The organism is Microvirga lotononidis (assembly GCF_034627025.1).
GTDB lineage: Bacteria > Pseudomonadota > Alphaproteobacteria > Rhizobiales > Beijerinckiaceae > Microvirga > Microvirga lotononidis.
This window is the reverse complement of the sequence record NZ_CP141048.1, coordinates 3866204-3885460: the sequence shown is the minus strand read 5'-3', so window position 1 is coordinate 3885460 and position 19257 is coordinate 3866204. Positions and strand designations below refer to the sequence as shown.

At 64.8% G+C, this 19257-nt stretch carries 20 protein-coding genes; 12 read left to right on the top strand and 8 right to left on the bottom strand.

The genetic code is table 11. From position 1 onward, the window contains the following. Positions 1–38 precede the first annotated feature (38 nt). Positions 39–2387 (bottom strand): putative bifunctional diguanylate cyclase/phosphodiesterase, encoded by a 2349-nt coding sequence (locus U0023_RS18430; RefSeq protein WP_009492419.1) that lies wholly within the window; start codon positions 2385–2387, stop codon positions 39–41. A gap of 220 nt (positions 2388–2607) precedes the next feature. On the opposite strand from U0023_RS18430, the gene U0023_RS18425 reads away from it, so the two are divergent. Beyond that, the gene (locus U0023_RS18425; RefSeq protein ID WP_009492417.1) at positions 2608–3066 is read left to right on the top strand and encodes a hypothetical protein; all 459 of its coding nucleotides are present in this window, start codon (positions 2608–2610) and stop codon (positions 3064–3066) included. Between the two features lie 35 nt (positions 3067–3101). Here the strand turns inward: U0023_RS18425 and U0023_RS18420 are convergent, their stop codons facing one another. After that, a complete protein-coding gene (locus U0023_RS18420; protein WP_195904236.1) occupies positions 3102–4325 on the bottom strand; it encodes a peptidoglycan-binding protein in 1224 nt (407 codons plus the stop codon). A gap of 303 nt (positions 4326–4628) precedes the next feature. Between U0023_RS18420 and U0023_RS18415 the strand changes: the two genes are divergently transcribed. From U0023_RS18415 to U0023_RS18405, 3 genes are all read left to right on the top strand, one after another. After that, the gene (locus tag U0023_RS18415; RefSeq protein WP_052600664.1) at positions 4629–5399 is read left to right on the top strand and encodes a c-type heme family protein; all 771 of its coding nucleotides are present in this window, start codon (positions 4629–4631) and stop codon (positions 5397–5399) included. 62 nt (positions 5400–5461) lie between these two features. Then, entirely contained in the window at positions 5462–6886 is a 1425-nt protein-coding gene (locus U0023_RS18410) for a serine/threonine-protein kinase (RefSeq protein WP_009492410.1), read from the top strand. Positions 6887–6908: 22 nt separating this feature from the next. Continuing rightward, entirely contained in the window at positions 6909–7916 is a 1008-nt protein-coding gene (locus tag U0023_RS18405) for an adenylate/guanylate cyclase domain-containing protein (protein WP_009492408.1), read from the top strand. A 43-nt stretch (positions 7917–7959) separates the two neighbouring features. Here the strand turns inward: U0023_RS18405 and U0023_RS18400 are convergent, their stop codons facing one another. Beyond that, positions 7960–8685, bottom strand: a complete 726-nt coding sequence (locus U0023_RS18400; RefSeq protein WP_009492406.1) for a Crp/Fnr family transcriptional regulator — start codon at positions 8683–8685, stop codon at positions 7960–7962. Between the two features lie 214 nt (positions 8686–8899). Between U0023_RS18400 and U0023_RS18395 the strand changes: the two genes are divergently transcribed. The 6 genes from U0023_RS18395 to U0023_RS18370 all read left to right on the top strand — a co-directional run bounded on the left by U0023_RS18395 (position 8900) and on the right by U0023_RS18370 (position 15676). Next, complete coding sequence (locus U0023_RS18395; RefSeq protein WP_009492404.1) at positions 8900–9526, top strand: hypothetical protein; 627 nt, start codon at positions 8900–8902, stop codon at positions 9524–9526. A 249-nt stretch (positions 9527–9775) separates the two neighbouring features. Continuing rightward, positions 9776–10117, top strand: coding sequence for a hypothetical protein (locus U0023_RS18390; RefSeq protein ID WP_009492403.1), 342 nt, complete (start codon positions 9776–9778; stop codon positions 10115–10117). Positions 10118–10381: 264 nt separating this feature from the next. Next, positions 10382–12232, top strand: coding sequence for a type I secretion system permease/ATPase (locus U0023_RS18385; RefSeq protein ID WP_009492401.1), 1851 nt, complete (start codon positions 10382–10384; stop codon positions 12230–12232). A 147-nt stretch (positions 12233–12379) separates the two neighbouring features. Beyond that, positions 12380–13696: an HlyD family type I secretion periplasmic adaptor subunit gene (locus U0023_RS18380; protein ID WP_009492399.1), complete on the top strand. Its 1317-nt coding sequence runs from the start codon at positions 12380–12382 to the stop codon at positions 13694–13696. A 167-nt stretch (positions 13697–13863) separates the two neighbouring features. Then, positions 13864–14928 (top strand): patatin-like phospholipase family protein, encoded by a 1065-nt coding sequence (locus tag U0023_RS18375; protein ID WP_009492397.1) that lies wholly within the window; start codon positions 13864–13866, stop codon positions 14926–14928. Positions 14929–15079: 151 nt separating this feature from the next. Further along, positions 15080–15676, top strand: coding sequence for a transglutaminase-like cysteine peptidase (locus U0023_RS18370; RefSeq protein WP_009492394.1), 597 nt, complete (start codon positions 15080–15082; stop codon positions 15674–15676). A gap of 10 nt (positions 15677–15686) precedes the next feature. Here U0023_RS18370 and U0023_RS18365 read toward each other — a convergent pair whose 3' ends face one another. The 3 genes from U0023_RS18365 to U0023_RS18355 form a co-directional block, all read right to left on the bottom strand. Beyond that, positions 15687–16397 carry a Crp/Fnr family transcriptional regulator gene (locus U0023_RS18365; RefSeq protein ID WP_009492392.1) on the bottom strand — a complete coding sequence of 237 codons (711 nt, stop codon included), beginning with the start codon at positions 16395–16397 and terminating at the stop codon, positions 15687–15689. A gap of 250 nt (positions 16398–16647) precedes the next feature. After that, positions 16648–16782 carry a hypothetical protein gene (locus tag U0023_RS18360; RefSeq protein ID WP_009492390.1) on the bottom strand — a complete coding sequence of 45 codons (135 nt, stop codon included), beginning with the start codon at positions 16780–16782 and terminating at the stop codon, positions 16648–16650. A 79-nt stretch (positions 16783–16861) separates the two neighbouring features. Beyond that, on the bottom strand, positions 16862–17014 hold the full coding sequence (locus U0023_RS18355; RefSeq protein ID WP_009492389.1) for a hypothetical protein: 153 nt from the start codon (positions 17012–17014) through the stop codon (positions 16862–16864). Between the two features lie 116 nt (positions 17015–17130). On the opposite strand from U0023_RS18355, the gene U0023_RS18350 reads away from it, so the two are divergent. Continuing rightward, positions 17131–17367 carry a DUF6894 family protein gene (locus tag U0023_RS18350; protein ID WP_009492386.1) on the top strand — a complete coding sequence of 79 codons (237 nt, stop codon included), beginning with the start codon at positions 17131–17133 and terminating at the stop codon, positions 17365–17367. Positions 17368–17486: 119 nt separating this feature from the next. Here U0023_RS18350 and U0023_RS18345 read toward each other — a convergent pair whose 3' ends face one another. Next, positions 17487–17666, bottom strand: coding sequence for a hypothetical protein (locus tag U0023_RS18345; RefSeq protein WP_009492384.1), 180 nt, complete (start codon positions 17664–17666; stop codon positions 17487–17489). Between the two features lie 298 nt (positions 17667–17964). Then, positions 17965–18522 carry a dihydrofolate reductase family protein gene (locus U0023_RS18340; protein WP_009492382.1) on the bottom strand — a complete coding sequence of 186 codons (558 nt, stop codon included), beginning with the start codon at positions 18520–18522 and terminating at the stop codon, positions 17965–17967. 376 nt (positions 18523–18898) lie between these two features. Here U0023_RS18340 and U0023_RS18335 point away from each other — a divergent pair, with 376 nt between their 5' ends. Further along, on the top strand, positions 18899–19162 hold the full coding sequence (locus U0023_RS18335) for a hypothetical protein (RefSeq protein ID WP_009492381.1): 264 nt from the start codon (positions 18899–18901) through the stop codon (positions 19160–19162). Positions 19163–19257: the final 95 nt, after the last annotated feature.

The window sequence follows — 19257 nt, the reverse complement described above, 5'->3', positions numbered from 1 at the left end:
AGGCAAGAGCGGGAACCGGTTTTGCGGGTGACGATGCTCTAGGCGACCGCCCGTGCCGCGCCCTGCTCGTCACGTGCCCTCGGCTGGGACTTCTGTGCATCCACGATGAAGCTCGCGATGGCTTCGCGGGACATGGGCTTGGCGATCAGGTAGCCCTGAGCCTGGGAGGCACCGGCGAGACGCAGCGCATTGAGCTGCTCTTCCGTCTCGACACCTTCCGCCGTCGTGCTCATCTTCAGGTCCTTCGCGAGGCCGATCGTCGCCTTGATGATCGCGCGACTGTCGGACGAATCGAGCATGCTGCGCACGAAGGACTGGTCGATCTTGATCTTGTCGAAGGGAAAGCTCCTGAGATAGCTCATCGACGCGTAGCCGGTGCCGAAATCGTCGAGGGCGATCGAGACGCCGAGAGCCTTGAGGCGCTTCAGGGTCGCGGTGGCTTCCTCCGTGAGCTTGACGGATTCCGTGATCTCCAGGGCCAGGCGCTGGGCGGGTATCCCGGAGATGTCCAGGGCCCGCTTGACGCTCGCGAACACGTCCCGGTTCCGGAACTGCACCGGCGAGAGATTGACCGCGACCTTGAGCGGCACCTCCCACGACATGGCGGTGACGCAGGCCTCCTCGAGGATCCAATCCCCGATGGGACCGATGAGGCCCGATTCCTCGGCCGCCGGAACGAACTGCAACGGCGAGATCATGCCCTTCGACGGGTGCTTCCAGCGCACCAGGGCCTCGCAGCCCCACATCCTGTTCGTCGTCAGGTCGAGGATGGGCTGATAGAACAGCTCGAACTCCCGGTTGTCATGGGCGCTCCTCAGAGCTCCCTCGAGGGCGCGGCGCTCCGCCCGCGTATCCTTGATGTTCGAGTCGTAGATCCTGTAGCTGCTGCTGGAATCCGACTTGGCTGCGTAAAGCGCGACGTCGGCAGCCTTCATCAGATCGGTCGAGGTCTTGCCGTCGGTGGACGCGATGGCGACGCCGATGGACAGGCCGATCTCGATCTCGGTGTTGCCGGCTGTGCACGGGACCTGCATGGCGGCCTGGATCGACGCGATGAAATCGACCACATGCTGCCGGTTCCTGATCGGCCGCTGGATGATGGCGAACTCGTCGCCGCCGATGCGGGCGATGAAGTCGGTCTTGCGGAGCCGCTCGCGCAGACGCCGCGCCACGGCCTGGACGATCTCGTCGCCCACCCCGTGGCCGTGATTGTCGTTGATGTCCTTGAACCGGTTGAGATCGATCAGGTGCAGCGCGAAATCGGTGCTGGAGCGCTGGGCGGCAAGAAACGTCCGCTTCAGGTTCTCGACGAAGAGAAGCCGGTTGGGAAGCTTGGTCAGGACATCGTGCCGCGACAGGTAGCTCTCGCTGGCCGCCCGCAGGATGCCGGTTCTCACATGCCTCAACCCGAGCAGGCTCGCCGCCTCGATCCCGATATCCATCACGTAGGCGAAGAACGAGATCAGGCGGCTCTCCAGTCGCCGCCCCGCCATGAGTTCGGCCACGGTCCGGCTCACGGCAAGACCAGCCGGATAATGGGCGAGCGGACGAAGCGCGACCACCCGCTCCTTCCGGTCGATCCAGCTGAGATCGCGGATGATGGTCGGAACATTCTTGCCGATCAGGCGCTGCAACGGCGTGTTGGGCCGCCAGACGCGGCGCCCGAGCGCTCGCTCGGAGAATGGGCAATGGGTGAGGATGACCCCGTCGCGGCGATAGAGCGTGATCGCCAGCGAAAGGGTCCTCAGATGATCCTTGTAGATCCTCTCGAAATGGCCGAGATCGATGGTGGACACGACGAGGCCGAGAAACTGTCCCTCGGCGCTCTCGATCTTCCGGGCGAGCGACAGAACTCTCTTGCCGGTCGCGAGGATCCGCATCGGCTCGCCCAGGTACAGGGTGAGAGACGGATCGGTCGAGAGAGCCCGGTAATAGGTCGTGTCCCGGACATAGATCGGATCGGACATCGGGCGCGGCGTCGAGGAGCCGACGATCCGGCCGCGGGCATTGACGAGGTCGATGCGGACGATCTGGGACAGGGAATGACACGCGCCGACGAGAATGGCCTTCGTGGCCTGCGAGGCGGCGAACCCGTCGAATTCATGCGCCTGCAGGCAGTTCTGCGGAATCCGGCCCACCACGTCCCGCAGGACGCTCTCGACGGATTGGAGGACCTCGTCCGTCCTCTCCTGCAGCGACAGCGCGAGGTTCGCCAGTTCGCCCTCGGCCTTCGCGAGATCGCCGTCGTAGCCGCGTGCGAAGAGCAACGCGACGCCGATGATTCCCGTCGCGGCGGTCAGGACAATGAGGAGGATGATCACATAATCAGGCAAAACGGGTTTCGATCCGAGCTCTCGGGCGACGATCTCCGCCAGATTTCGCCGCAAGTCGTCGTTAATCCGTTAACTCCGGCAGGAATTCTGTCCAGACCGGGCAAAAAGGCAAAGCTTCGGTCCATGCAGGTACCGCCATGGCCCGCCCGCTCTGTGGTGGAGGCGGTTGCGGCGTGATACATTGATGAAGGGCAGAGCAAGCCGGGAGCGCCCGGAAGACCCTTTGTGGTCAGACGCATGGGCGCATCGCGCGAACCCGCAGGGGATCGACCCGATGACCAAGACAGTCACGTCCCTCTTCCACAGCGAGCGACATGCCAACGAAGCGGCAAGCCGCATGAGGCAGGCCGGCATTCCGGCGAGCGCCATCGACATCTGGACGACCCCTCACAACCTGGCTCCTCTCCTGGAGGATCTGGGGGTGTCGCGCACCGATGCCCATGCCTATGCGGAGGGCGTGATCCGGGGCGGAACGGTCGTCATCGTCAAATGCGACGCGTCCGAGGTCGAGACGGCGGTCGGCATTCTGGACCAGGAAGGCGTGCTCGACCTCGACGAGCAGCAGGCTGCCTGGCGCTCGGAAGGCTGGGAGGGTCCGCCCGAACAGGCGTCGGAGCTCGCGGGATCGTCCGCGCCTGCCCGTGCGACGTCGGAGACGGAGCCTGCCGAAGTGATCATCCAGGGACGGATCCGCATCCAATCCGTCCGGGTGGAGCCTCCGCCCCAGGAATGAGCCTGCGCGGAGCGTCGTAGCCCCGCGGCACCCGATTATTGCGCCTCCTTGGGAAGAAGCGCGTCGAACTGCTCGGCCGTGAGATAACCCGTGACGGATGCGTTGCGGCTCTTCTGGTAACCCATGATCGCTTCCCGCGTCAGAGGTCCCATGATGGCGTCGATCGGCCCCGTGTAGAGGCCGAGATCGCGGAGCTTCTGCTGAATCAGGCGGCGCTGCTTCTGCCCAAGCTGCGCATCGTCGACGGGCGTTGCCACGGATGCGTGCCGCAATTCCTCCGCCTGGGCGGCGGCGATCTGGGCCTGGGCCTCGACCCGCTTGGCTTCCTGCTTCGCCCGTTCCGCGTCGGCCTGAGCCTTCTCGACATCGGCCTGCGCCTTCTTGGCATCCGCCTGCGCCTTCAGAACCTCGGCCTGTGCCCGTTCGGCGCGAAGCTGCTCGTCCCGCGCGCGCGCTTCGGCCTGCTCGCGGGCACGGCGCTCAGCCTCCAGCTTTCCGTCGGCTTCCTCGTTCTTCTGGACGGCCGGCGCCTGCTGCAGGGCGACCGGCGCGACCGGCCGTTCTGCGACCACGGGAGTCGGCGCCGGCTTGGTCAGGCTGACGTCGTCCACGCGCCCGAACACGGCTCCCATGCCGCCGCTCGAAGCGACTTTGATCAGCTCGCTGAGCGACGGGCTCGGCTGTTGAAGGAGTTTGGCCGTGGCTTCCGCCGCCTGCTCGCCCGCGAGGTCGATGCGCGAAACCGGGATGCGCGCAGAACTGGCGAAAACGGTAACGGCATTCTTCGGAACCTCGCTGGCGAATTGCGGCCTCGCATCCAATCCCTCGATGGGATTCTCGAAACTCGGCGACGTCATGAAAAAGAAGACGCCGCCGGTCTGAGCCCGTCCGACGATCTGCGCGATGTTGGTCGCCGAGAGCGCACGCGACAGCAGGTCGGCGGCCCGGCCGATTTCCGTATTCGTCGTCAGGAAGAAGGTCTGGCCGCCCCATGACACGCCGTGACCGATCAGCACGACGAAGGCCAGATCGGCTCCTTCCGCCTTCGCGGCGAAGTCCCGCAGATTCGCCCGCGCGATCGCATTGCTCGGGTTGGGAGCGACGATCACCTCGAAGCCATGGTCCTTGAGCGCCTCCGCGATCTCGCCTCCCCGCTTCGCACCGACGCTGGATTTCGGCAGCTTCTGATAATCTTCCGCCACTAGGACTAAAGCGACACGTCCGGCAGCCTGAGCAGAGAGAGTGCTCGTCAGCAGCAAGGAAATCGTAAAGGTGATGCTCCCAAAAAGGAGTATCGCGTATGTTCTCCCAAGCTCAGCCCATGTGCTCTTGCGCACAGCCGATATCCCCACCAACCTGCCTGCTTGATCGAAATGCATGGCACGTCTCCAAGACTTGCACTAGTATGGAATTTGGTAGTTGTAACGCGAACTAACCTCACCAGCCGTTGGAGATCTCCCGTGGGATTACGGCTAAAATTCAACATCATTCTCGCCGTTTGCTATCTGATAGGGCTCGGCTTATCGATTTATCCATTTTATCAAATCTCCCGCCGAGAAGCCATGGAACAGCTGCAGTCGCAGATCGATGTTCTGCGGGCTCAAGCGCTTTCCGTGCGCCGGTATACCTCGGAAGAGATACAGCCGTTGCTGGCCGAGCATTCGAGCATCCAGTTCCTGCCGCAGACGGTCCCGTCGTTCTCCGCGCAGACGTCGTTCCGCAATTTCCGCGGCTTCTATCCGCAATTCTTCTACAAGGAGGCCGCGCTCAATCCGACCAATCCGGCGGATCTCGCCCGTGACTGGGAGCGCGAACTGATCGAGAAGCTCCGCGCCAATCCCGACCTCGCCAAGGACATCAGCTTCCAGACGATCGACAACCGTTCTCACTACACGGTCACCTATCCTCTCGTCATCAAGGACGAATCCTGCCTGACCTGTCACTCGACGCCGGATCGGGCGCCGACGTCGATGGTCGCGCTTTACGGCAACAAGAACGGCTTCGGCTGGAAGCTCAACGAGACGATCGGCGCACAGATCATCTCCGTGCCCATGGATATCGCGGAAGGCTCGATCTGGCGGAATCTCGGATTGTTCGTGGGAACCTCGAGCGTCATCTTCCTCGTTCTGCTGGTCCTGCTCAATGTCCTGCTGAACCGCTACGTGATCAGCCCGGTGACCCGGATGGCGAAGACCGCGGAAGCCGTCAGCATGGGCGACGCCACCATTGCCGAGTTCGAATATCCCGGATCGGACGAGATCGCCTCTCTCTCCCGGTCCTTCAACCGCATGCGCAGGAGCCTGGATAGCGCACTGAAGATGCTCGAAAAGTGATCGATACGATTGATCCCTGGCCTACCAGAACCAGATGATCGTTCGTCAGGGGAAGTTCTCCGATGACCGCAGACAAGGATCTGAGGACAGGCGGCAGCCAAGCTGGAACCCGCGGCACCATGCCCTCCAGGGTCGGCAAGTATCGCGTCGATCACGTCATCGGCCGCGGTGCGATCGGCGTCGTCTACAAGGGCTACGACGAGCAGATCGACCGGCCCCTGGCGATCAAGACGCTTCGTCCGGAGATCCTCGAGAACCTGTCCGAGAACGACGAGCTTCTCCGCCGCTTCGCCACCGAGGCGCGGTCCGCGGCGCGATGCCTGCATCCGAATATCGTCACCGTGTTCGATTTCGTGGAGCAGGACGGCGCGCCCTACATCATCATGGAATACGTCAATGCGGGAACGCTGGAGAACGTGATCCGGCGGGGCACGCTGCTGCCGATCCGGCAGGTCGGCGAGATCATGGCGCAGCTCCTGTTCGCCCTGGGCTACGCCCATTCCAAGGGCGTCATTCACCGCGACGTCAAACCCGCGAACATCCTCTGCCCGTCGGCGGCCTCCATCAAGGTCTCGGATTTCGGCGTGGCCCATGTGGAAGCGCTCGACCTCACCAGGCCCGGCGGCATTCCGATCGGCACCCCGAACTACATGGCTCCCGAGAGATTCCTCGGCCGACCGGCGGACATCCGGGCGGACCTCTTCTCGGCCGGGGTCATCCTGTTCCAGATGCTGACCGGCGCGAAGCCGTTCATCGCCGCCGACCTGCCGGAGCTGATGCGCAAGCTCATGAACGACCCGCCTCCGTCGATCATCAATTACCGGCCCGAGCTTTGGCCGGAGATCGACACGGTCGTGCAAAAGGCCCTCGCCCGCAACCCCGAGGACCGCTACCAGACCGCGGACGAGTTCGTCGTCGCGCTCAACGCATCCATCGAGATGCGTCCCAGTGCCGACCTTCCGCCCCTCGACCTGACCGAGCTCTCGCATACCCCTGCGAAGGAGCCTCCGGCGCCGGTCAAGGAGCAGCTCAACCAAACCATGGCGGAAGTCCTCACGCCGGGTGCGATCGATGCGCTCGGGCGATCGCTCGCGCATTCGCTCGGCCCCATCGGCCACCTGCTGGTGAAGCAGGCCTCTCACGAGACCATGGACGTCGATACGTTCCTCGAATGGCTCGTCGGGAAAATCACCACCGAGGCTGAAGCGGCCACGTTCCGGAAGACGGCCCAGCAGGTGCTGCGCGACGACAAGGGCTTCAAGATTGCCCAGATGGAAGCCGTGATCTCGCAGACGGAGATCCGCGCCGTCACCGAAGTTCTGTTGCCTCTCATAGGACCGGTTGCCCCGACGCTCGTCGCGCGACAGGCGGAGAAGGCGGTAGGCCGGGACGACTTCTATCGCCGCCTTTCAGACTTCATTCCCAGCGAGCGGGATCGCGCGAGCTTTCTCAAGATCCGTGGTAAACTCAGCGAGACCAAACAGTGACGTGTAGGTACGCGATGAAAGAATGATGGACAATCCGGCACCCGATGCTCCGCAGCCTGCAGGCAAGCGTGTCCGACGCCTAAGAGCGGTCTTCGCAGCCGATATGGCGAATTTTGGTGGCTTGGTTTCCGTCGATGAGACCAACACCCTCGATGCGCTGTGGGCGACGCGGCGCATCGCGCGGGAGGAGCTTGCGGCCCACGGCGGCTGGCTCTTCGGAATGCCGGGAGACGGAATCTTCGCGCTCTTCGAGAGCGCCGTGGACGCGGTCCGCTGCGCGCTTGAGACCCAGGCGCGCCTCGCCGCCATGACGAAGTTCGACGCGGTCCGCATGAGGATCGGCATTCATCTCGGCGATGTCCTGTTCCATGACGATCTGCCGTTCGGCGAAACGCTGGTCATCGCGGCGCGCCTGGAGAGCCTCGCCGATCCCGGCGGGATTCTCGTCTCGGCCGCCGTCATGGAAGCCGTGGCGCCCCGCATCTCCGCGACCTTCGGGGAGAAAGGCGTGTTCGACCTCAAGCACAGCCCGCGCCGGATCACGACGTTCAGCGTGTCGATGCCGCCCTCCGCGACCGACATGAACGCGACCGTGAGCCGGATCGAGCCCCTCGACCGCACCGTGTTTTCGGTGGCACCGGCAAGGCCTGAGGAGTGGAACGGCCCCGCATCGCCTCCCCCGCCCGTTCCGGAAGCGCGAGCGCTGTCGCTGCCGAAGGCTGCGCCGCTGGTCGTTCCCTCACACCCGATGGACGCGGCTCCGGCGCCCGTCGAAGACCCGGCCCCGGACGTCCCGCGTTCCTCGCCTCCGATGGATTCCGCCGCCTCCGAGGCCTGTCTCGCCGACATCGCCCATGCCCTGACGATCTATCTCGGCCCCGTCGCCGGGCTCCTCGTCAAACGGCACGCCACGCAGATGACCGATCTCGCGGCTCTCGTCGAGGATCTTGCCCGCGAGATCCCGGCGCGGGAGGAGCGCCTGCAGTTCCTGAGCCGCGCGCAACAGCTCGTGGCGCGGCGGCGCCATTGAGCCCTCTCCCATCGGGTCCGAGCCCGCGCGCACGTCCGATGCTCTATTCGCCGAACTCGGCGATGTCGTCGATCCGTTCGAGATCGTGGACGATCAGACTGCCCCGGTCCTGGGTCAGGAGGCGTTCCTCGGCCCAGCGGTTGAGGAGCTTGTTCAAGCCCTCCCGCGACATCGCCGTCCATTGCGCCATCTCGCTCTGCGTCAGCTTGAGGGCGATCTCGGTGCCCTTGGGCGTCGCCTTGCCGTGATCCCGCGCCAGATGACCGAGAATGCGCGCCAGGCGCTGCGGAGCCTGGCGCAAGGTCGCGTCCTCCATGCGGGCGCTGGTCCACCTGAGGCGCCGGCACAGCAGATCGATCACGTTGCGCACCAGTTGCGGGTCGCGGTCGAGCGCCTCATAGAAGGTCCGTCGGGCGATGCTGGTCAGGCGCGTTCGGAGCATGGCGGTCGCGCCGGCGGTCCGCACGCCTCCGTCGAGCATGCCGATCTCGCCGAAGACGGCCCCGTTCGTCAGGACGTTCAGCGTCACCTCGGCGCCAGCGGCCGAGACGGTCCAGATCCGGATGCGGCCGTCGGCGATCACGTACAGCGCGTCGGACACGTCCCCGACATTGAACAGCAACTCGCCTTTTTCGAGCGTCCGTGTCTGAGCCTTGCGCGCAATCTGCTCGACGGTCGGCGGATCGATGGCCTTGAAGATGTCGAGCAGTTCGAGCTTCACGGACTTGTCCGCGCCGGTCGCGGCGTTCGAGGATTGAGCCTCCGCCATGGTCGAGTCCTCACAACGATGGGGCAAGGACCGCCCAGCATATCGTCCGGAGGGCGACGTGCAAAGACCGGTCGCCTTCATGAATGGATCGGGCGGAATGTGAAGCACGTCACAGCCTGCCTTCGGACAAGGTTATATACCCGGTGCACCGGGCCCGATTTCCGCCGAACGATCAGCGTGGTCGACCGATCGGCCCGGGATCGAGGAGAGCCCGATGCACGATCAAGGATGGCATGGCGACTGGAACGGCCCGGGAGGAAGCGATCCGGGCGGGCAGCCCCATGGTCCGCAATCCTTCCATCAAGACGAACCTTACGAGCGGATGCGCGGTGGACGGAGCGATATCCATGACGGCGCGGATCGGGGCAATCTGTCCGACGAGCACCTGACAACCGACCTCGGCGGACGCGGGCCGCATCATGGCGACGGCCCCGGCGCGTCCGTGCGACCGCACGATTCTCCACAGCCCCATGATCCGGTACAGCCGCATGACCCCGTGCAGCCTCAGGACCCGGTGCAGCCCCACGACGGCGGCAACCTCGGCTGGGATGCGGCCGCTTGGGACGAGGCCGGGGGCTTCGACAAGGTGCTCTTCGGCCACCTGTCCGACGGCCTCGGCCATGCGGGCGCGATGCCGCCGGTCATCGTCTTCGCCATCGACCATCTCGACGTGAGCTTCAATACCGTGATCCAGACCACCCAGATTCAGAACACGCTCGTGTTCCTGAACGCGACCGACGGCGGCTCCATCGATGTGGGCGGCGACGTCAGCGCCATCGGCCTGCAATCGGCATCGACGGATCAGTTGACCGTCATCCCGCACGAGCCCGTCCTCAGCTGAGCCTTTCGAGCGCGGCAGCCCTTTTACGGTCCATGCGAAGGGTCCCTCCCGGGACCCTTCTTCTTTTCCAGCGCCAGGGCAGAAGAACGAGCCGTTCGATTTTATTTTCGCTTCGTTTCAAAAAAATTCGTGGGTGTGATCCGGTTCACAGTCCCGCCCGGCAAAGTGGTTCAAAGTCTAATCATCGCCAACGGAGATGGAACTTCAGGCGGTACTGAACGCAACACTCAGCATAGATAGGACAAGCCCATGTCTCTCAACGTCAATGCCAGCCCGATCACCCAGGTTGCCACCACTGTTGCTGAAGGCGGCGCCGGCATCGGCGGTCACGGCGGCGATGCGACCGCGGTGACGAACCAGAACGCCGAGAGCCTCAACTACCAGTCCATGGATTCCTCCGACTATTTCGGTGGCGTGAGCCCTAGCCTGAACGTGAATGCCAGCCCGATCTCGCAGACTGCGGTCACGGATGCCCATGGCGGACCGGCCCTGTTCGGCCATGGCGGCGATGCCTTCGCGATGACGAACCAGGACGCCCATCTGCTCAACGACCAGTCTTCGTACGACCACTCGTTCCCCATCTTCTACTAAGCGCCTCCTCCCTCCCAGAGCGCCATCGGCCGAAAGCCGGTGGCGCTCTTCCTTTTGCGCGGCTTCGACGATCCCGTCATCGCCATTGCTTCATCCCCAGGACGGGCCGCCATTTCGTCGGATGCTTGTGAAGCATGTCACAGCGCCCGGAGCGCGGATCACGCATGATCACGTCCAGACGCCGACAGGAAGCCGCCTCGCAGACCGCAGGGTTCGACCGCGCGAAGGCGGCACGCAGCAAGGATGCTCGCGATGAGGAATGGAATGAAGACCAGCGCCGAAGTGCAGCTTCGCACCGCTCTTCGCACCCTGAGACGACCGCTCATCGGCATCAGCGCCATCAGCTGTCTCGGTAACGTCCTGATGCTCACCGGCCCCATGTTCATGATGCTGGTCTACAACAAGGTCCTGTCGAGCAAGAGCCTTCCCACCCTGGCGGCGCTCACCCTGCTGGCCCTGCTGCTCTACGGTTTCTACGGCCTGCTGGAAGGACTTCGCGGCAAGCTCATGGCCCGGGTCGGCATCACGTTCGATCACCGGCTGGCGCCGACCCTTTTCGAGGCGACCCTGAAGCTGCCGCTCCATTTCGGCCCCCATGCCCGCAACCACGATCCGCTCCAGGACCTGGCGGCCATCCGGAACTACCTGATGGGCCCCGGCCCGGTCGCCCTCCTCGACTTGCCCTGGATGCCGATCTACTTCGCGATTCTGCTGATCGTGAACCCGATCCTGTTTCTTGCGGCCGCGGGCGGCGCCCTGTTCCTCGTGATCCTCAGTCTCGTCAACGAATGGGCGACCAAGGGCACGGTCAAGGTCGCCACCCAGGCCCATGCGGCGACCATGACCCTGCTCCTGGATGCGAGGCGGAATTCCGAAGCCGCCGCCGCCATGAGCATGGGTGACGATCTCTGCAAGCGCTGGGGCAGCGGCTATGTGAACTCGATCTCGCACGCTCGGGATCTCGCGGATCATGCCAGCGTCTTCGGCGCCATCTCCAAGACGGTCCGCCACGTGCTGCAATCCGCGATGCTCGCCCTCGGAGCCTATCTGGTCATCGAGGCGCAGATGTCGCCCGGCGCCATGATCGCGAGCTCGGTCATCCTGGCCCGGGCGCTTGCTCCCATCGATCAGGTCATCGGCAACTGGCGCAGCACGTCGACAGCCTGGCAGGCTCTGCGGCGCCTGCGGGCCCTCGCCGCCAAGCTTCCCAAGGCCACGCAGCAGCAGCACGGCATGCCGCGCCCGCGCCACACGCTCTCGGTGCGCGACATCGCCATCGTTCCGCCCGGCGGAGCCATCGCAACCGTCTCCGGCGTGTCGTTCGAGATCGAGGCGGGCGACGCCCTCGGGATCATCGGGCCGAGCGGCTGCGGCAAGTCCACCCTCGTCCGGGCCCTCGTCGGCGCATGGCCGACCGCCCGTGGCGAGGTGCGCTTCGACAACGCGCTGATCGGCCAGTATTCGCCGGACGCCCTCGCGGACGCCATCGGCCACCTTCCTCAGAGCATCGAGCTGTTCGACGGAACGATTGCCGAGAACATCGCGCGCTTCCGCAAGGATGCGACCTCCGAACAGGTGATCGAAGCCGCCCGGATGGCGGGCGTGCACGACATGATTCTCGCCTTTCCCATGGGCTACGACACGCCGGTCGGAGAGGGTGGCGCCACCTTGTCAGGCGGCCAGCGCCAGCGCATCGGCCTCGCCCGCGCCCTGTTCGGCAATCCGTTCCTGGTTGTCCTCGACGAGCCCAACTCGAACCTCGATCCGCTCGGCGAGCAGTCGCTGAACGATGCCATTCAACAGATGCGTCAGGCGGGAAAGATCGTCGTCATCGTGGCCCATCGTCCGAGCGCCATATTCGCGGCCAACAAGATCCTGTCCGTCCGCGGCGGCCGCGCCGAGATGTTCGGCCCGAAGGAGCAGGTGCTCGCAGCCCTGTTCCCGCGCATCGGCCAGCCGCACAAGCCCGGCCCGGCGGCAAGCGCGCCATCCGTCGCGGCCCCGGTTGCGCCGGCGCCGACCCCGCAGGCGGAATCCGACGCCCCTGCCGCCTCGGCGACAGTGACCAACCTGGATGCGACCCGGGCGCAGCGGGCCAGCGGCCTCGTGAGCTAGCTACGCCCCTTTCTGAAACTGTGGCCTGGGTCACAGCGCGAGAGTGAGCACCATGCGACTCTGAGGCCGGAGCGAACGTCCAGCCCCTGCAACCAACCGGATCGGCCGGTCGCCTGCAGCGCCGAGGCCTAGACAGCGGAGCCCGCCATGACCGAATTCGAAGACGATCTTGCCGCCAATTCCTCATCCATGCGCCGGCTCATGCGCTGGTTCGTCCTGAGTTCCTTCATCGTGTTCTTCGGGATCGGAGGCTGGTCCGTCGCCGCCAAGGTCGACAGTGCCGTCGTCACGGCCGGCACCTTCGCTGTACAATCCAGCGCCCAGGCGGTCCAGCATCTGGAAGGCGGCGTCATCGGCGCCATCCTGGTCAAGGACGGCGACCTGGTGCAGGAGGGTCAGGTCCTCGTCCGGCTCGATGCCGCCAAGGTGACGGCGGATGCGAGCATCCTGGAGCGCAAGCTGATCGACCTCACCGCGCAGAAGGCGCGTCTCGAAGCCGAGAACCAGGATCGCACGACGATCGCGCGCACCGAGAGTCCATTCTCGTCCAGGCAGATGGAGAGCGCCCTGAGGGCGGCGTTCGCCTCCGAGGAGAGCTTGATGAACGAGCGGCGCTTCACGCGCCTGAACCAGCTCTCGCAGCAGCAGGAGCGGAAAGTCCAGGTCGAACGGCAAATCGACGGCTTCAACGAGCGCTACAAGGCGCTCAAGGAAGAACTCGCCCAGGTGACGGCCGAGCTCGCCGACCAGCGAATGCTCGACAGCAAGGGATTGATCCGGCGCCCCGTGCTGCGCCAGACCGAGCGCGAGGTCAGCCGCCTGAAGGGCGAGATGGGGGATATGGAGGCCAAAGTCGCCGGCGCCCACTCCCAGCTCACGGAGATCGAGTTCAAGATCGCCGAGCTGACCCGGAATGCGCGTTCCGAGGTTCTGAAACAGCTGCAGGCCGTCACGGCCGGTCTCGCTGAGACGGAAGAACAGCTCTCCGCCGCGCAGGACCGCCTCCAGCGGCTCGACATCCGGGCGCCGCGGAAAGGGCTGGTCCATGAGCTCGCGGTCCATACGATCGGCGGCATCGTCAGCCCGGGCCAGAAGCTCATGTCGATCATCCCGAACGACGAACCCCTGATCGTGAACGCGAAGATCCGTCCCGACGAAGTGGAGCAGGTCCACGTCGATCAGCGGGCGAGCATCCGCATCAGCGCCTTCAAGCTGCCGACGCCGCTGGAACTGGAAGGATGGGTCACCAACGTGTCTCCCGACCAGGTGGTCAGCAGCCAATCAGGGCAGGCCTATTTCACCGTCAGGATCGCGATCGCCCCGGGAGAGCGGAGCAAGCTGGAAGGGAAGGAGCTCACACCCGGGCTTCCGGCGGAAGTCCTGATCCTCGGCGACGCACGCCGCATCATCACGTACCTGACGCAGCCGCTGACCGACCGGCTCGCCGTCACCTTCCGCGAGTGAAGACACGCTCCCCCAACCCGTTCGGCGAGGTGATGCAGGGCCGGCTCCGTCATGCGGAGCCGGCTTCGGCGCGTCCTACCCAGTTCGCTCCCTCGCCACCGCCAATCGAAGCCATATAGAATTCAACCGGACAGGACGCTGGGCCATCGCGATGCCGAGAGGCGATCATGGACAAGGCTGACCGCCGCGCCTCCCGCCGCAACCGCTCCGCGCGGCGGCAGGCGGTGAAGCGGGTCAATCTGGCGCTTCAGGGCGGCGGTGCTCACGGGGCCTTCGCATGGGGCGTTCTCGACCGCCTGCTGGAAGAGGACGGCATCGCCTTCGAGGGGATCAGCGCCACGAGCGCGGGCGCGGTGAACGCCGTCGTTTGCGCCCACGGACTCGCCAAGGGCGGGCGCGAGGGCGCCCGTCACTCCCTGAGGGAGTTCTGGCAGCAGATCTCTCGCATTGCGTGCCTCAGCCCCATCCAGCCCTCCTTCTTCGACCGCCTCACTGGGAACCATCGCCTGGAGGCTTCGCCGGCTTTCCTCGCCTTTCACATGCTGACGCAGGTGGCCTCGCCCTACGAGCTCAATCCGCTCAACTACAACCCGCTTCACGACGTGATTGAACAGTCGGTCGATTTCGAGCTGCTGCGCCGCTCGCCCCAGGTCAAGCTGTTTCTCTCCGCGACCAATGTCCGCTCGGGCAAGATCAGGGTGTTCGAGAACCCGGAGATGAGCGCCGATGTCGTGCTCGCGTCGGCCTGCCTGCCGTTCCTCTTCCAGGCGGTCGAGATCGACGGCGAGCATTACTGGGACGGCGGCTACATGGGGAACCCTGCGCTCTTCCCGCTCATCTATCGCTGCGAGCAGCCCGATATCGTGGTGGTCCATATCAACCCGATCAGCCGGCCCGACGTCCCGAGGACGGCCGCCGACATTCTCAACAGGATCAACGAGATCAGCTTCAACTCGTCCCTGATGCGGGAGGTGCGCGCGGTCGAGTTCCTGAACAGGCTCGTCGCGGAAGGGCGCGCTCCCTCGCCCGACATCAGGCAGGTCCGCCTGCACGCCATCGAAGCCGACGACGTCATGCAGCACCTCGGAGCCGCCTCGAAGCTGAATGCCGACTGGGCCTTCCTGACCGATCTGCATGCCATCGGCCGCAGGAGGGCGGAAGCGTGGCTGCTCGACGACTTCCCGAAGGTCGGCCTCCAATCCTCCATCGATATCCAGGGCCGGTATCTCTAGAAGCGGACGATACGGTTCGACCAAGCCGCACGGAACTTTGTGACCGTGTGCACAGAACAGGACCATGAAAGAGCGCAGCCTGAATCCCATCAGCAGATCAGGCCCATGGGACCCCCATCCGGTCTGACCACCACTCCCACGGGAGGTTGCAATGGGAAGACGGACGTGGATCGTTCTGGCATGGTTCCTCTCGGCGGCGAGTTCCGTGAATGCCGGCCCGCATCTCTTCCGCCATGACGAAGCCCCGCCCCTCCCGGCCTGGGTGGAGTTCTGCCATCGAAACCCCGACGAATGCACCATCGATCTCCGGCAGCCCGAGATGATCCCATTGACCGATGGCCTTTCAGCCCTCCTGTCCTCCGTGAATGTCTCCGTCAACCGCTCCCTCATCCCGGTGACCGACCAGGACCATTGGGGCGTCGTGGACCTGTGGAGCTATCCGACCGACGGCATGGGCGATTGCGAGGATTACCAGCTTCTCAAGCGCAAGATGCTCGTCGAGGCCGGGTTGCCGCGCCGGGCCCTGCGCATGACCGTCGTGCTCGACGAGAACGGCGAGGGTCATGCGGTCTTGACCGTCCGCACGAATCGGGGCGATCTCATCCTCGACAACAAGACGGACAACGTGCTGGAGTGGTCCCGGACGAACTACCGGTACATCAAGCGCGAAAGCGCCGAGGCGACCGGTTGGGTCTACCTCACGCCCGATCCGGCCGGCACGTCGCTCACGGCCTCGTCCGGCCAATAGCCGGTCGCGGTCAGTCGGCTCCGCCGTCGCGCGCGACCGCTTCCTGCTGCAGGCGCGCGAGATCGACGATCCTGACGCGGGCCCGACCGAGATCGACGACCCCGCCCTTGCGCCACTTCTGCAGTTGCCGGTTGACCGTCTCCCGGCCCGCGCCGACGAGCACGCTCAGCTCCTCCTGCGTGATCTCGATGTCCTCGCCGAAATCATCGGCGAGCTTGAGCAGGCGGCGCGCCAGCCGGGTCTTGAGCGACAGGAGCGACGCCTCCTCCAGTCGCTCGCTGGAGAAGCGCAGGCGTTCGCACAACAATTCAATGATCCTGGTCGTGATGTCCGGCTGTCTCTTGAGAAGATCCTGGAAATCGCTTCGCCGGATCACGAACAGCTCGACATTGCCCGAGGCGACCGCATCGGCGCTCCTGGCATGGCCGTCCAGCAGGGCGATCTCGCCGAAGACGTCTCCGGGACCGAGGATGTTGAGCGTGAACTGGCGGCCCGTATCCGTCGTCGTCGTGATGACGATCTGGCCTCGCCTGACGCCATAGAGAGCATCACCGGGATCGCCTTTGAGAAACAAGGTTTCCCCATCGAGCATCTTCCGGGATGTGCACAGGGCGGCGATCTGCGCGATCGCATCCGGCCCCAGCGCGGAGAAGAAGGAATTGACGGAGAGCGCCGAGACGAACGGCAGGTCTCTCTGGATGTGTTCCCCACCGGGGTGCACCGCCGCGCCTCCCAAGAATGCTCCGCCCCAACTGAAAGCCAAGCAATTATATCGGAAACGGGGATCGTCTCAACCGGAGAAGGCATCGTTTCGCAGGGCGGACGGCAGGGCGGGCTCTTGGCCGAGAAGTGGAAGTGCCGGACCACCGGCGCGTCATCGATGAAGCGGAAGCCCGGCTATTGCTTGACTCCCGTCATCCCCTGGAGGACCCAGCGCCGCGCGCGGCGCATGGCGGACCGTTTCGAGCGTTTCATGACTGCCTCCTGCCGCCGAACTGGCGCGGGTGAATCACGATGGCGGGCTCCGCCTTGCGGACGGCGGGCCGGACCGGGACGGAAACGATCAACGGCTGATCGGTCAGCCGGTCCAGAACGATGAGAACCATGACGACCTCCTGATTACGTTTCCATGATGCGCGATGCGGGAATGACCGTCCGTGACCAAGGTCACAGAAGCCGGGGCTTTCAGACCGAAGGTGACACCTGCAGGCGGGACTGGCGGGTCACGTCGAGCGTCTCCTTGCCGGACAGCACGATGGGCCTCGGCGCGCGGCCGTTCACGGCAATGGCGTCTGCCACGAACAGGAGAGCAAGAACACAAAGGATGCGACGGGACATGATCGGCCTCCATGTAAAGCCGACCTTGTCATCGGATGCCGCATGAAACCGTGATGATGAGCACAGAACCCCGGGAGAGCCCATGCGAAAGTGAAGCCATCGAGATGGAGGTCCCTATGTTCTATCTGTACTTTCACTGCGCAGGTCCCGGCGAGATCCTGATCGACCGCGACGGGGCAGAGGTTCTCGATCTGGTGGAGGCTCGCGACCGGGCTCTCGCCCTGGCGAAGATGCTCGTCGAGCAGGCCTACGGCACACGCGACTTCACGGATTGGCACGTCTATGTGAGCGACGACGAAGACGACGAGATGATGCTGATCCCGTTCTCCGCCGTCATGCCGACCATTCATTGAAGGAGGCGCAGGGTTGCTCGATGCCCTGCCCGGCAAGCCCGAAAGCTTGGAGCGGTCGTCATCGCCCTCCGGAACGGCCCTCCCGACACAATACGTATCATTCCTGACCTCACGACAATTCAGCGGCGCGCCTTGAAGAACTGCGAGGAGCGGACAAGCCAGTCGGCCTGCTCGGCCATATGCCGCCACCGACGCGCCATCGAACGCAGTTCCGCGCGCATGTCCGCCCGGTGGGGCGGCTCGTCCGAAAGACGCTCCGCCCTGGCGGCCTTTTCCCGATAGTGCTGATCCAGATTCATGTGCGTCTCGCATCGACCGTGGTCCGGCAGCCGGACCAGGGCTCTCGCAACATCGTCTTCAGGTCCTGACGGGGACTTTCGGCCTGTCGGGAAGCGAAATGGTCACCTGCTGACCGGATCGGGGATCAAGAATGGTGAGTGTCATCGCGGGCTCCTTGGATTGAGCCCATCATGGCGAAGTGCGCGCCGTCGTTCCGTGACGGGTATCACACAAACCGAGCGCAGGATGACGAACGGATGTCGCTGGCGCTCCCGCGACGCGCGGGGCTCCGAGCTGTGCGCGAATGGCTGCTCGAAGTCAGCGTTCGCGCCGGTAGTGCACGGCGACCGCGCCGTTGCGGAGCGGCTTCGCCGAAACCAGCTCGAGCCGTCGCGCGCTGGGCAGCCCGCCCTGGTACAGGGTCGGGCCGTGGCCGGCGATCCTTGGATGGACGAGGAGCTTGTACTCGTCGATCAGATCCAGCCGGTCCAGCTCGGTCGCGAGTTTGCCGCTACAGAGGAGCACGCCCGCCGGCGTCGCGTCCTTGAGCCTCTGCACGCCGGTTCGCAGGTCGTCGCCGATGTGGCGGCTGTTGGTCCACGGGAAGTCCGTCCGCGTCGACGACACCACGTATTTCGGCTTGGCCTCCAGCTTGACCGCCCACTCGCGTATCGCCGCCGGCGCCTCCACGTCGCCGCGGGCGACCGCAGGCCAGTAGCTCTCCATCATCTCGTAGGTGATGCGGCCCCACAGCATCGCCCCGCTCTCTTCCATGAGCCGGGTGTAGAATGCATGCGTCTCGTCGTCGGCGATGCCTTCCTGGTGGTCGACGCAGCCATCCAGGGTGACGTTGATGGTGAAGGTCAAGAGTCCCATGGGGCGAGCCTAGGCCATACGCTCGAAAAGGCCTAGGGCTCTTATGCGTAGGCGAGGTTCGACTTTCGCCATAGGTCGAACGCGGAACCTCGCCGCTCGGGTGGCTCAGTCCAGACCGTACGGCACCGGAGCCGGAGGTGGGTCCACTTTTCCGCACGATGCTCTCGTGTGACGCGGCGCACAGATCGGTGGAGCGGCCCGCGCTAACGTGGAAGCGTTCCTCCCTGTCAACTCAGCGCCTCGATCAGCGATCAGGCGCTTTTCTTTTGGCTGCCTCAACTCCCGCGGCCCAGTCTCTGTGATCAACCCCACATCGGCGGATCCTCGCCCGATGTAGCGTCGAGGCGTGCAAAACACCTCTCATAGGAGAATGATCATGACCAAGACCCAACGAACCCGGCTCGGCGCAGCACTCTCTCTCACCCTCCTGATCGGATGCGGCGCGACGGGCGTCGAAGCCTGCGACTCTCGGGTCACGACACGTCCCGGAGACCTGTGGGATCGGCCGGCGCCTGTGGTGCGGGACCATCGAGGCCCTTCCGGCTCCGCTCCCGGCGGCGTGATCGTCACCAGCACGTCCGGCGGTCCGATCGTGCGGGATCACCGCTCGCCTCCGATCGTGCGCGATCATCGCCGGTAAGGCCCGTGGCCGGGATCCGAGCTCCGGCGCATCGTGCGGATGATCCATTCTGCACGATGCCATCGGATTCTCGTTCGGCCGCTCGGACCGGTTCC

Coding starts and splice junctions, on each gene's coding strand:
- U0023_RS18425 (WP_009492417.1), top strand. CDS start 2,608: ATGACCAAGACAGTCACGTCCCTCTTCCACAGCGAGCGACATGCCAAC.
- U0023_RS18415 (WP_052600664.1), top strand. CDS start 4,629: ATGGAACAGCTGCAGTCGCAGATCGATGTTCTGCGGGCTCAAGCGCTT.
- U0023_RS18410 (WP_009492410.1), top strand. CDS start 5,462: ATGACCGCAGACAAGGATCTGAGGACAGGCGGCAGCCAAGCTGGAACC.
- U0023_RS18405 (WP_009492408.1), top strand. CDS start 6,909: ATGATGGACAATCCGGCACCCGATGCTCCGCAGCCTGCAGGCAAGCGT.
- U0023_RS18400 (WP_009492406.1), bottom strand. CDS start 8,685: ATGGCGGAGGCTCAATCCTCGAACGCCGCGACCGGCGCGGACAAGTCC.
- U0023_RS18395 (WP_009492404.1), top strand. CDS start 8,900: ATGCACGATCAAGGATGGCATGGCGACTGGAACGGCCCGGGAGGAAGC.
- U0023_RS18390 (WP_009492403.1), top strand. CDS start 9,776: ATGTCTCTCAACGTCAATGCCAGCCCGATCACCCAGGTTGCCACCACT.
- U0023_RS18385 (WP_009492401.1), top strand. CDS start 10,382: ATGAAGACCAGCGCCGAAGTGCAGCTTCGCACCGCTCTTCGCACCCTG.
- U0023_RS18380 (WP_009492399.1), top strand. CDS start 12,380: ATGACCGAATTCGAAGACGATCTTGCCGCCAATTCCTCATCCATGCGC.
- U0023_RS18375 (WP_009492397.1), top strand. CDS start 13,864: ATGGACAAGGCTGACCGCCGCGCCTCCCGCCGCAACCGCTCCGCGCGG.
- U0023_RS18370 (WP_009492394.1), top strand. CDS start 15,080: ATGGGAAGACGGACGTGGATCGTTCTGGCATGGTTCCTCTCGGCGGCG.
- U0023_RS18360 (WP_009492390.1), bottom strand. CDS start 16,782: ATGGTTCTCATCGTTCTGGACCGGCTGACCGATCAGCCGTTGATCGTT.
- U0023_RS18355 (WP_009492389.1), bottom strand. CDS start 17,014: ATGTCCCGTCGCATCCTTTGTGTTCTTGCTCTCCTGTTCGTGGCAGAC.
- U0023_RS18350 (WP_009492386.1), top strand. CDS start 17,131: ATGTTCTATCTGTACTTTCACTGCGCAGGTCCCGGCGAGATCCTGATC.
- U0023_RS18345 (WP_009492384.1), bottom strand. CDS start 17,666: ATGAATCTGGATCAGCACTATCGGGAAAAGGCCGCCAGGGCGGAGCGT.
- U0023_RS18340 (WP_009492382.1), bottom strand. CDS start 18,522: ATGGGACTCTTGACCTTCACCATCAACGTCACCCTGGATGGCTGCGTC.
- U0023_RS18335 (WP_009492381.1), top strand. CDS start 18,899: ATGACCAAGACCCAACGAACCCGGCTCGGCGCAGCACTCTCTCTCACC.